Annotated in this window: 14 protein-coding genes; 6 read left to right on the forward strand and 8 right to left on the reverse strand. The window is 43.7% G+C overall.

Annotated elements, in window-relative coordinates:
* Positions 1 to 117: 117 nt before the first annotated feature.
* From MHB56_RS20575 to MHB56_RS20595, 5 genes are all read left to right on the forward strand, one after another.
* Positions 118 to 621 carry a sigma-70 family RNA polymerase sigma factor gene (locus MHB56_RS20575; RefSeq protein WP_036681849.1) on the forward strand — a complete coding sequence of 168 codons (504 nt, stop codon included), beginning with the start codon at positions 118 to 120 and terminating at the stop codon, positions 619 to 621.
* Positions 614 to 1,807 (forward strand): anti-sigma factor, encoded by a 1,194-nt coding sequence (locus tag MHB56_RS20580; RefSeq protein ID WP_341143941.1) that lies wholly within the window; start codon positions 614 to 616, stop codon positions 1,805 to 1,807. Before MHB56_RS20575 ends, MHB56_RS20580 begins: the two co-directional genes overlap by 8 nt.
* A gap of 202 nt (positions 1,808 to 2,009) precedes the next feature.
* On the forward strand, positions 2,010 to 2,516 hold the full coding sequence (locus MHB56_RS20585) for a metallophosphoesterase family protein (protein WP_339172048.1): 507 nt from the start codon (positions 2,010 to 2,012) through the stop codon (positions 2,514 to 2,516).
* A gap of 102 nt (positions 2,517 to 2,618) precedes the next feature.
* On the forward strand, positions 2,619 to 3,080 hold the full coding sequence (locus tag MHB56_RS20590; protein ID WP_076185717.1) for a GNAT family N-acetyltransferase: 462 nt from the start codon (positions 2,619 to 2,621) through the stop codon (positions 3,078 to 3,080).
* 33 nt (positions 3,081 to 3,113) lie between these two features.
* A complete protein-coding gene (locus MHB56_RS20595; RefSeq protein ID WP_076142176.1) occupies positions 3,114 to 3,836 on the forward strand; it encodes an HAD family hydrolase in 723 nt (240 codons plus the stop codon).
* A 259-nt stretch (positions 3,837 to 4,095) separates the two neighbouring features.
* Here MHB56_RS20595 and MHB56_RS20600 read toward each other — a convergent pair whose 3' ends face one another.
* Entirely contained in the window at positions 4,096 to 5,202 is a 1,107-nt protein-coding gene (locus tag MHB56_RS20600) for an FAD:protein FMN transferase (protein ID WP_076128094.1), read from the reverse strand.
* Between the two features lie 173 nt (positions 5,203 to 5,375).
* Positions 5,376 to 6,308, reverse strand: a complete 933-nt coding sequence (locus MHB56_RS20605) for a glycosyltransferase family 2 protein (protein WP_341143942.1) — start codon at positions 6,306 to 6,308, stop codon at positions 5,376 to 5,378.
* A gap of 236 nt (positions 6,309 to 6,544) precedes the next feature.
* Here MHB56_RS20605 and MHB56_RS20610 point away from each other — a divergent pair, with 236 nt between their 5' ends.
* A complete protein-coding gene (locus MHB56_RS20610) occupies positions 6,545 to 7,267 on the forward strand; it encodes a DsbA family oxidoreductase (protein WP_076142179.1) in 723 nt (240 codons plus the stop codon).
* Positions 7,268 to 7,406: 139 nt separating this feature from the next.
* Here MHB56_RS20610 and MHB56_RS20615 read toward each other — a convergent pair whose 3' ends face one another.
* From MHB56_RS20615 to MHB56_RS20640, 6 genes are all read right to left on the reverse strand, one after another.
* Positions 7,407 to 8,987, reverse strand: a complete 1,581-nt coding sequence (locus MHB56_RS20615; RefSeq protein ID WP_076128088.1) for an oleate hydratase — start codon at positions 8,985 to 8,987, stop codon at positions 7,407 to 7,409.
* Between the two features lie 157 nt (positions 8,988 to 9,144).
* Entirely contained in the window at positions 9,145 to 9,714 is a 570-nt protein-coding gene (locus MHB56_RS20620) for a TetR/AcrR family transcriptional regulator (RefSeq protein WP_036681438.1), read from the reverse strand.
* A 20-nt stretch (positions 9,715 to 9,734) separates the two neighbouring features.
* Positions 9,735 to 10,130 carry a hypothetical protein gene (locus MHB56_RS20625; RefSeq protein ID WP_076185711.1) on the reverse strand — a complete coding sequence of 132 codons (396 nt, stop codon included), beginning with the start codon at positions 10,128 to 10,130 and terminating at the stop codon, positions 9,735 to 9,737.
* 47 nt (positions 10,131 to 10,177) lie between these two features.
* Positions 10,178 to 10,699, reverse strand: a complete 522-nt coding sequence (locus MHB56_RS20630) for a hypothetical protein (RefSeq protein WP_076193016.1) — start codon at positions 10,697 to 10,699, stop codon at positions 10,178 to 10,180.
* 153 nt (positions 10,700 to 10,852) lie between these two features.
* Positions 10,853 to 11,833, reverse strand: coding sequence for an RluA family pseudouridine synthase (locus tag MHB56_RS20635; protein ID WP_341143943.1), 981 nt, complete (start codon positions 11,831 to 11,833; stop codon positions 10,853 to 10,855).
* A 101-nt stretch (positions 11,834 to 11,934) separates the two neighbouring features.
* Positions 11,935 to 12,123 (reverse strand): CLC_0170 family protein, encoded by a 189-nt coding sequence (locus MHB56_RS20640; RefSeq protein ID WP_076219379.1) that lies wholly within the window; start codon positions 12,121 to 12,123, stop codon positions 11,935 to 11,937.
* Positions 12,124 to 12,147: the final 24 nt, after the last annotated feature.

Raw genomic sequence — 12,147 nt, forward strand, 5'->3', positions numbered from 1 at the left:
TTGCCAGCAGGCTTTTTTCGCTTTTTTCCATGGAATTACTGGTATATTCATACTAGTTGCTAAATTTATCTGTAACTTTTCAGGCTGGGATACGTGGTTAGGTTAAGGGGGGAGTGCATGAAGCGAAAGTCATTGGATGAAATATATCAGATGTATGTGATGGATATTTACCGCTATTTGCGCTCCCTTTGTGGTGATCATTATGCGGCTGAAGATTTGATGCAAGAAACCTTTTATCGAGCTTATCTACATTTGGAGGATTGTAAAGAAGAGAAGATTAAGCCATGGTTGTTCCGTGTCGCTTATAACGCCTTCGTAGATTACAAGCGAAAGGAAGGCCGCAGTACAGTTCAGAGTGAGGATTATTTCAAAAAGCTTGCTCATCCAGATACCACAGAAAGCACACTGCTTCATCAGGAACGTTGGGAAGAGATGAGGATAGCAGTAGGTGAGCTACCGGACAATCAGAGAAATGCACTGCTGCTGCATGATTTTCATGGGCTGAGTTATCGGGAAGCATCGGACATTATGGATGTGGGCTTGTCCCAATATAAGATATTGATCTTTCGGGCCAGACAGAAGCTGCGTGAGGCAGAGCGGAGGAGAAATGAACATGAGTGAAGAGTTTAAGGAGAAGTTAAGAAGGTATGGTGAAGGCACTCTTGCTGATAAGGATAGGGATGAGGTTGAACGTGAGCTAGAGAAGATGGAAGCTTACCAGGCTTATCTGGATGAACTCATGAGTGAAGAAAAGCCGGCTTCAGATGAGGAGAAGAGCATAAAATTCGGAAAGGGTAAAAGAAACAGACCCGGTAAAGAAAAAAAGATCATCCGCCGGGGCAAGTGGAAAGCACGCATATCAAATACTTTGACGGTGATTTCTGCATTTTTGATTTTTTTGATCGTCAGCAGTATCATCACAGCGGTATTTTATGGCACTGGAGAAAGAGGAGAGACTTACCGTGATGTCGTTTCTTCCGCAATTGCTGTTTCACAGCCGAATACAATCGTCCATTTGAGTAGCGATTCCGGACCGTTTTTTAGTATGAATCTGCAGGGTGAAATAATAAAACAAATTGGTGATGCGCGGATTAATGTTGGAGATTATTCGATGAAGTTTCTATTAGGCTGGCCCAGAATATATAGTTATTCATGGACATATGAACGCAGTGGGACAGGTAATTACTTTATCTATCCCACTGAGAACCAGTCTGCAGAAAATAGGATGGATGACAGCAGTGACTGGGAAAAACTAGAAAAGCTCCCTGAAGGTACGGTAGGAGAAGCCTATTTGTCTTTTGAACAATTTTTTACGACAGATGAGCTATTGAAGAAGTTTCAGCATAAAAATCTTGAGCTTTTATGGTTCGCAGCAGATACAGGTCCAAGGATACAAGAGCCAGTAATAAATGATCCCTTAGGATTTCCAAGTACGCCCATCTGGCATGCCGATGATATGAAGGTGACACAAGAGTCAAAGAAAAAGTGGGGTTGGTTTGGAGGGGGGACTAGCCGCACGAGTGTTTCTCCATCTGTTGACTCATATGGGGATGGTGAACTTCGTAATGCGAACTTCCTTAAGACACTGCACTTAATGCAGGAGCATAAATCGATCGCCAACAAGGTAATTCCGTTTATTGATCTGGATGACTCCATTAGTTATCTGGAGAAGAACGGAGTAAGGCTGTATGGAGCTGTCGTAACCGGTCCGGTAAAAGAACTGCTCAAGTTAAAGGAAGAAAAATGGGTCAGTAATATTCATGTTGAAGAAGTAAGATTATGGAATTGGCAGGATAGAGAGAACTGAGTTGGGATGCTAAATACTGTAGAAGGTAGTAAGCATAAATGATTTCTTTGGCATTACTTTATGGCAGCCGGATATGCCCTGTGTTAGTGGGGTGTACCCGGCTTTTCTGTGTGGGAGAAGTCACAGAACTTGCTTCTCGTTTAAGCAAATCGTACAATTATTTGAATATGAGATGAGTATGATAGATTAGGAGCTGAGTTATATGAAAGTAGGCGTGGTATCAGATACACATATGACAAGAATGGCTAAGTCTCTGCCAAAAGCACTTGTTGCTGAATTCCGGAATGTAGACTTGATTCTACATCTTGGAGATTGGGTGAGTATGGGAATCTACGATTTGTTGGCTGAATTGGCTCCAGTGGAAGGGATTGCTGGGAATAACGATGGAATAGAGATCATCGAGCGTTTCGGGGAGCGTAAGCTGCTAACGCTTGAGGGAGTCCGGATCGGAATGGTCCATGGTCATACGCCACACTCCCGCAAAGGAACGGACGGGAATGCGCTGCTTGCTTTTGCGAACGATAAGGTGGATTGTATTCTTTTTGGACATTCGCATCAGCCTTTATTGCGGGAAGAGAATGGGATTCTGCTCTTTAATCCAGGATCGCCAACGGATAAACGACGTGAGAAACTGTATTCCTTCGGAATTTTGGATATCGAAGTGGGTAAAGTCAGTGCCCGGCATGTGTTCTACGATTCCAAAGAATAAGAATAATTGTCCAAATGATCTGGCGTTCGCTCCATGGTGCACGGTACGGCTGAAATATACAATAACGTTAAAACGGCCCAAGCCGGAAAGTGAGCGTTGAGGATGAACAACTATCGTATTGAACGTGTGATCTATGATGATTTGGAACGGCTTATCCCATTGTTTGATGAGTATCGGGTATTTTATGGGGCAGTCTCTGATCTGGATGGTGCACGTGCTTTTTTATCAGATCGATTGAAGCTGAACGATTCGGTAATCTTTATTGCGGTGGAGGGAGAAGGCGAGGAGAAACGAGCGTGGGGCTTCACCCAGCTCTATCCCTCTTTTTCATCGGTCTCTATGGAGCGTCTCTGGATATTGAATGATCTATATGTAACTACGGAACTGCGAGGTCATGGGCTCGGCTCCAAGCTGCTGGAAAGTGCCAGAGCTCATGCGCTCGCAACGAATACGAAGGGCTTGTCCCTGACAACAATGACGGCGAATGTGGGGGCACAGCGTTTATATGAAGCGCATGGCTACATTCGGGATGATGATTTTTATACCTATAACCTTTTTTTCTAAAGCTAGAGAGAAAGACGAGTAAGGGGCGTTAAAGTGGATACAAGTAATAAGCTGGCAATCTTTTTTGACCTTGATGATACCTTATATGATCATTTGATTCCTTTTAAAGAAGCGGTGCGTCAAGTACTTAAACCGGATGAGAGCAGTCTGGACTTTGCGGAATTATTTTATAAAGTAAGACATCATAGTGATGTATTATGGCCTATGTATTTACGTGGAGAAATTCCGTTGGAGGAGACTAGGGTACGCCGATTGGAGCTTGCTTTTGCAGAGTATGGTTTACAGCTCGATCGTGATCAAGCCACGGCGGTACAAGCGGCTTACATTGGCCGTCAGTACACCATTCAAATGATAGATGGAGTCCGGGAGCAATTGGAAAGGTTCATTACTGCTGGTCATAAAGTAGGCATCATTACGAATGGACCCAAGGATCATCAAATGAAAAAGATTCGCGGATTAGGTCTGGATCAGATGATCCCCGAGGAGATGATTTTTATTTCTGACGCTGTAGGTCTGGCCAAACCAGATCCGCAACTCTTTTTGCATGTGAATCAGAAGTCTGGCACTTCACCAGACCATTCACTTTATATAGGTGATACCTGGGCTAACGATGTAGTAGGAGCGCTTGCGGCTGGCTGGAAGGTCTGCTGGTATAATCCGAGAGGCAGACAGCCGGCTACGGATCATAAGCCTAGTTATATTTTCACGAATTATAAGGAATTTAGCGAGTTGCCTTTGGTGCTGCAAAAATCTTGATCAGGAATTAATTAGGGAAAAACTCCCTGAAATTAACCGGTTAGAGCGCGAAATTGAGGTTATTGGGGATTTCCTCCCTAATAAAACCTAAATAAGCACGGTTATAGCCATATTCGGGTGATTTTCAGGGAGGAATTCCCTGATTATCAGGCTGCTGGGCGATGAATATCCCTCAACCATGCCAAAAAACCTTTATCCACAACAAAAGAGCTTGCCTCCCAAAGCCAACAACGGCTTTATGGGGGCAAGCTCTTTTCTACTAATCAGCGAAGCTGTACGTAGGGTCAGTCAGATTCATTCTTTCTTTAATGCCTGGTGTGGCGTAGATTTTGTTGTCATCGGTAATAAAGAAAGCTTCTACATCTTCAGGTAACGACTCCAGATATTTCATGCCTTCTTCGATCCCCATCAAGAATACCCCAGTGGACAAAGCGTCCGCATCTGTTGCATTAGGGCTCATAATGGTCAAGCTTTTGAGACCGTTCTGAGAAGGGTAACCTGTGCGAGGATCAAGAATATGGTGGTAACGAACATTGTCTTGCATAAAATAACGTTCGTAAACACCAGAAGCATCGATGACCTCATCTGCGATTTTAATCGTTCCTAGCTGTGTGCCGCGGCTTTGGTCAGGGTCTTGCAGACCAATATTCCAATCCGTTCCGTTTGGTTTCGTACCTAATGCAATAATACTGCTGCCGCCGAGGTTGATCATTGCACTGTTAAGGCCTTGCTCTTTTAAATAATCAGCGATACGGTCAGCAGCATACCCTTTGCCGATACCTCCAAGATCCAGTACCATATTTTCCTTCAGTAGCTTCACGGTCTTAGCAGCTTCGTCAATTTCAACGTCTCTGTAATTGGTTAGGCTCTTGGCTGCATCGATAGCTGCTGGATCAGGGACTTTATCCCCGCCACTACCGATGTTCCAGAGGTCGATCAGCGGACCAATCGTGGGATCGAATAGCCCGTCCATTTCTTTTGCATATTGCACCGATTGTTTTACAACATCTAAGGTCTCTTCCGAAACGACAACCGCTTCTTTTCCTGCTGCTTGATTGACTGCGTAAACCTCGCCGCCTTCTTTTGTACGGCTAAGCTCCATATCCATTCGCTCCAGCATTTGCTGGATATCATCCATATTTTTTTGGGCTACATTTTCTCCGAACACTTTGATATTCACGACCGTGTCATAGATATAAAAGGTCTGCGAGAGTGACTTGGCTTCGCCTTTTCCTGAAGCTGTTGCGCCACCCGGTGTTTCCGTCGCTTTGTCATCCTTATTTTTAGTAATTAGCCAAGCGCCGACAGCTATGACGACGATGAGGATAACAACGAGGATCAACGTCGTTTTTTTGTTCTTGAACATATTCCACCATCCATAAAGTTAGTTTCTAAAACACATTATTACTATCATACCCTAGATCAGAAGTTGATGGAAATTAATTTCATGGCATATTTAGGTACAACTCCGTCTGCACGAAAAAAAAGCCCCGCAATCTGATTCGGAGCAACGCTGTGGATATAGAGGTAACTATTAAGCTAATCTAGCATGTATTCACGGTATTTGTTTTTACGAGGATTCATTACGAAAAGGATTCCCTTGGCATAACCGCTAACGGCTTTGAAATTTCGTTTGAGAGTTTCTTTGCCTGTCAGACAGGTTAACGTCCAGATCAAAGCGGCATAATTCATAGGGGGTGCTTTACGTAAGTTGAGCAGATAATAATGATTGATGGCAGTAGCTCTTGCAACAACGCCCGCCTTATCCCGAGAACCCGGCGACTCATGATGAATGATTTTCATAGTGGGGTTAATGACAAGCTTGCCATAACGGCTAGCCAAATGGGACAAGTAAATATCCTCGGCAATGGAGTAACTTGTCATCCAGGGATAGGGTTTCATATCTTGTAATGCTGAGCGCCGGAATGACATATTGCAGCCGTGAAAAAAATCCGTCTCAAAAACCTGCTCTTTCTCTCCCCAGAGGTATAGGGAGCCTGCAAACATGCTTGGGGATAATCTGCCCGGGGATCCGGACATTTGTCCGGTCAGCATGCCAAACAGCCGGCCCGGTTTGCTGCTGCGCATGCCTTTAGCAACCCCGCCTACACCGACAATTGAATCGTCCGCTGCATAAGTATCAAGTAATCGTCGAATATATAAGGAATCATCTAATTCTGCATCATCGTCTAAATGAAGCACAATTTCAGCATTTACTAGTCCAAGTGACTCATAACGGGAGAGCCAGAGACCCGGATTAGTCTTACGATGATATCGAAACTCAGCCTGTGGCAATTTGTTCAGTATGTTACGATAATAGGTTAATCTTTCTACAGGAATCTCACCGTCATCTACAATCCAGAGCTCGATGGAGACATTCTCTAGCTGTGTCTGCTTGCTTATAGATTCTATGCACACTGTAAGGTCGTTTATACGGTTACGGGTAGGTATCACTATAGATACATCATGCATATGGGGATCTCCCTTCGGAATTTCTGGTGTTAACTTCATTCTATCTGCCCTGAAGGGGAGCGTATATACCACTTTCGTTTACTTTTTGCTTTAACATTCACGTCTATAAATGTTATTTTAATAAAAGTTAAGTTTGTAATTTTGAGTTTTTAACTATATAATAGTAAGCGACGTATATTTAGTTATTACTCTTATATAACAGTTACAAATTATCAATAATATTAGGAGGTTTTTTCGTGAGAATAGATATCTGGTCCGATTATGCATGTCCTTTTTGTTATATTGGCAAAAGACGTTTGGAGAATGCGCTCAGCCAATTCCCGAACCGTGATCAAGTGGAGGTAGTATTCCGTAGCTTTCAATTGGATCCACATGCAGAGGTAAGTACAGACAAGAGTATTCATGAGCTGTTGGCTACCAAATACGGGATGACCGTCGAAAAAGCAAAAGCAATGAACGCACAACTAGCGGAGCAAGCTAAAGATGTGGGTTTGGAATTTAATTTTGATACAGTGAAGCATACCAACACTTTTGACAGTCACCGACTGAGTCATTTTGCAAGCACAAAGGGAAAAGGCGCAGAAATGTCCGAACGTCTGCTGCGCGCCTACTTTACGGATTCATTAAATCTTGGAGATCGCAGTGTACTGGCTTCACTCGCTGCTGAAGTAGGTCTGGATCAAGCGGAAGCTGCGGCAATGCTGGAAACGGATGCTTTTGCGAATGAGGTTAATGGCGATATTGAAGAAGGAAGCCGTCTTAATATTACCGGTGTACCTTTCTTTGTATTCAACAATAAATATGCTTTATCTGGTGCACAACCAGGTCCTGTATTTACAGAGGTACTGGATACTGTGTGGGCGGAGGAACAAGCAGGACCAACGTTACAAGTGGTTGGTAAGGGGAATTCTGAAGTATCTACCGATGATGGCTGCGCAGATGGATCTTGCAATATTTAAAGTTTAGATTCGAGTAAAACAAAAGAGCTGAGGGAGCCCTCAGCTCTTTTTTGTTTCGATAAAACTGTTCTTTTGTTGCTTCCCACACTCAAAAACAAGCGCTCCCGATATCCGGAAGCGCTCGCTGCTGATTGTTGTTTTATCTGAAAGATGTAACAAAGCTTGAGAATAGTGTACGTACATCATATTGATATTGGTTGATTGGTTCGATAGGCCGTTCGATACCAAGTAGAGTATATACCGCAATTCTCGCTGCTCTCACGGAGTATTCTTCAGTGAATACAACGTCATCTGGAATTTCACAGAATTGTCCAATAAAGGCCAGGTTCGTGGAACCCTCAGGGACAACTTTTGGTCTGTCACTATTGAGTCTAGGCATGAACTGTGAAGTGATATAAGGCATCATGCAAGGAATACAGTTGGCGGTAGCCATGATCTCGTCCTTATGTTCTTCAAAGTGAAGATGACCGATCAATTCTTGCATGATTTCTTCGCCGGTACAATCACACATTCTCTTTTTCACGAAATCCCCAACTTTGTCTGGATACAGTCCGTAACCCCAGAACACTTTAACATGCTCAGGTTGATTGCGGAAATGCGGTTGGTAGGCCAGTACAACGGACATAAACCAGCTCGAATCCTTGAATGTGACCAAAGCGCCTGTGCCGGCACGGTTACGTGTGAAATTTTCCATCAGATCGAAGAATTTGGAGTCATGGAAAGTTACAGTAAAGGACTCCCATTTCGAACCGTCTACATGATCATCGAACGAAGAAGGATTGCCAAGACTTGGTTTCTTGGAAGCGATGTTTTCCCATAATTTCCACGAGCTTCCCTTGCCGTTAAGGCGTGGAGCAGAAGTCATAGAACCAAGGCTGGAGCCTTCGGTCATAGAACCGTTTGTGATAATCACGAGATCATCTTCTTTTACATCAATCACATCTTTGACACCTTCGCGCACTACATTCATTTGGGTTACGGTAATTCCGTCACCTTTTTTGAACTGCAGATCAGTAACTGTACATTTCAGTGTGAAATCGACACCGAATGGTTCAAGATATTTGTGCAAAGGCAGAATGATGGAGTCATATTGGTTATAAGGAGTGCGAGTTACACCTTCCAGTGTTTGAATTCTTGGGAATTCATGGAAGAAACGCAGCATATATCGTTTAAACTCTACAGCGCTGTGCCAAGGTTGGAATGCAAAAGTAGTAGCCCACATATACCAGAAGTTTGTTGTGAAAAAGTGAGGGGCGAACCAGTCGTTGATACGCGCTTTACCCATTTTATCTTCTGGTGTAATAATCAGCTTGCCCATAGCGAGACGATCAGCCATATCAAAACCCATGGACAATACATCTTCTACTTTGCCGTCTTTATTTACAAGTCTGGCGTTTGAGTGTGTTGGATTAGCGGTATCAAAAGCAATAATTTCATCCCGCACAGACAACCCCGGACGGTCGACAGAAGGAATCGTTGTTAATAGTTCCCAGAGATTCTCATAAGCTTCATCGTTGAGCATACGGCCGCCGCGGACAACGTAACCATGTTCAGCGTCACCTGCGCCGTCATTGCTACCACCAAGAATCTTCATCTCTTCAATAATGTGAATGTTTTGTCCCGGAAAATCACAGTCTCTGACCAGGTAAGCAGCGCCCGCTAGAGATGCAATTCCGCCACCGACAAAATAAACCTGTCTATTACCGTACTCTTTTTTCACAATGGTCGCCTCCAAGTAGTTGTTTAAATAATCACACTCTTAATGTAAACCAACTCCTATTTTGAAGGTATAATCAAACTCTTTAGAGTGTCTGGATTTTTGTCATTATGGGTGATCTGTCTAGTTTTTAGACAAAAAAAACCGCTGCAACCAAAGGTTACAACGGATGGTTCTCATATTTGTGTAAAGCTTTCAGAAAATTCCCTTCAATTAGATCACTTAGCTTCTCAATCATATGATGCGGCTGTTCCTTCATGCCTTCTCTCATCCACTGAATGATTAGGCCTGTGAAGGCTAGCGTATAGAAGTTGGCTATAAAGTGCTTGTCTTCTTCGCAAACCTCCATCCCGGAGGACAGCTCGTTTATAACCCCCATGATGAGATCGTTTGTCACCTCGTACAGATATGCATCCAGGTGATTTCTGCCTAGTGAATTTAGCGTGTTACAGCAAAAGGATTTATTCCGCTCAATGTAGCAGAAGATTCTATAAAAACCGTCCGTCCAAGTGCTGTAGCTGCGATACTGGGCGAGGCTTTCGACAGCCTCAGTCTTATAGATCCAACCTAGCAAATCAAATATATCCTGAAAATGATAATAGAAGGTTTGTCTGTTTAGTCCGCAATGGTCCACTAGTTGTTTAACAGTAATTTTATTGAGCGGTGTATGCTCCATTAGTTCTTTTAAAGAATGGGACAATGCATTTTTGGTTAGAAAAGAATTGGACAACAGCGTTTCACCTCTTCCATTCAAGACTTCGATGCTCGCGTATACAGCAGACGAATACCTTCCGCTAATAAACCCAGTGCAAATCCGGCACATGAAAATAAGGAAAATGCGAGGAAGCCTGCGAGATCCTCCCAACCGGACATCTCTTTGTAGGTGTAGCCCAGCATAAATGCCGCGCCTATGATTATTCCCGCCGTACTAAATACCCAGAGCAGACGTGCTCCGAGCCAGCCTAAAGTGTTGACGATGCCTGCCACTACTACGGAAAAAAGAGCAAAGCGCAGTAAGAGTGTGGTATCCATTTCTTGGGCCAGCATCACAAATCGGTGCAGAGGGAAAAGAAGCCATAGCAGAATGGCATAAACGGTCATCCAGAGAAACCAACGTTTACTTTTGGCAGCAGGCAGGAATTTCATTTCATGCACACCTCTTTTCCCATAGTTCGAACGTTAAAAAGTAGGAATTATACCGTGAAGGATTCCAGTTCTTCTGCACTTTGCAGCAGGTGGCTTAGCAGGTTTGGAATGTCCTCCATTTGTTCTTCTGTAAGTTGTCTTTTGAATTGCAGCTCGATGCAGTTATTGTAAGTTTCACTTTCCTGGCCATATATGAAGCTTAAAGATTGCACAGGCTGGAAATCAGGTCCCCAGATCGCTTTTAGAATACTGTCTATCGCCTGACATTCGCTAGGAATATCTTCGACTTCCATATAAAAACGAAGTGAAAGATTACAGCCGGGATCCGTATTAGGAACCTCCATGATTTCATCGCTGAGATCTTTCGTGGTCGAAGTGAGCAGGATTTCGGCGGTTACTTTCCTGCCTGCAGTTAATTGGAAGGAGAGACTGAACTCTCTGGACATCAGCGCCATATTCAGAAGGTCGGAGCGATCCGTAACCACCAGTATTCCGTCTAAATTATCGTAGTCATAAATCTGGTTCTCAAAGGCGATCTTAATATTATCGAAAACAGTAGGATGGAACAATAAGGGCACCTTCTTTGTTTATTTATATTGTAACATGATGTGATAGGAAGTTAAAAAAAGACGCCCAGGACCAAATGGACCGGGCATCTTGTGTAGAAGTTACAGCTTCCCATAAGGGGGAAGGCTCGTCAGTCGTGGGTATACGTTCAATTCTTAGTTTGTAGGCGCAGGCGCAGTATATTTCAGGAACGTCTTCGGAATCGGGCTCTCAAAGGTCATCAGTTCTCCAGTGGTTGGATGAATAAAAGAGAGCACTCGAGCATGTAGACCAAGTCTTCCTACCGTTTTGGTCTCTGCCCCATATTTCTTGTCACCTGCGATAGGGTGGCCGATATCTGCCATATGCACCCGAATCTGATTTTTTCGTCCGGTTTCGAGCTTAACCTCTAGCAAGGAAAAATGGCGGTTAGCCTGAATAAGCTTATAATGTGTAATTGCATGTAGTCCATCGCCTTCATGAGGACTGGAATACATTTTAAGGGTTGAGGTTTCTTTGAGCCAAGAGCTTATCTTGCCTTCAGGTCTTTTAACCGCGCCTTCGACGAGCGCTACGTAAGAACGTTCCTTCACAGTATCTTTCCACGTAGTTTGTAATGCCTGCTGAATCCGTTCGCTTTTGGCAAACATCATTACGCCTGAAGTATCTCTGTCCAAACGGTGTACGACAAAAATCCGATTTTTTGGATTGCTAACACGGACATGCTCCATAAGCTGGCGGTAAGCCGTCAATTCATTTTCTTCCGCAGTGGCGATAGATAGCAGTCCAGCATCCTTTTGAACAATAATCAGGTCATCATCCTCATGAACGATTTTAAGTCCGATCATCTCTGCTGTTTGTACAGGCTTCTCTTGATCAATAGTAACGTTTTGACCCGGATGCAGTTGGAAATTATGCTGTGTAACTACCTTATCATTCACCGACACTTGTCCACGCGATAGGATGGATTTAACCGCATTTCGTCCGCGACCCGTGACGTGGGTGAGTAAGAAGGGCAACAGTTCAGAAGGTTCGTTTACAGTAAAAGACTTGGGTGCTGCGGTTGTTTTAGTTTTATGGTTAAGCTTGCCAGTAGGCTTGCTGTGAGAACGAGTACCTCTTTTGGCTGTTTCTTTAGGATTTCTTCTTGAGTTCATGGATGCATTCTCCGTCCTTTAATATTGTACTCCTCAATATACCATGGGCTGTGAAGAAATACTATGGAGAGGGCAGGCTTGCTGGTTTGGTTTGTAAATGCTCATAGATAGAACAGCTGGGCTAATCCAAGAAGCAGGAATAAACCGAGATATACCCAGCCTAATATGCGGGCATATTTCTTTTCCCGGTGCATGGCATTGACTGCATATATTTTAGTATCCACAGTAAGCAACAGAACACTGGAGATCAGCAGCGCAACAATTACGTAGGTTAGCTGGTGATAGAGCATAGTAGAGCCTCCCATAAACGTCAT

Origin of the sequence: Paenibacillus sp. FSL H8-0315, from assembly GCF_038005365.1 — a bacterium.
Classification (GTDB): Bacteria; Bacillota; Bacilli; order Paenibacillales; family Paenibacillaceae; genus Paenibacillus_AQ; species Paenibacillus_AQ odorifer.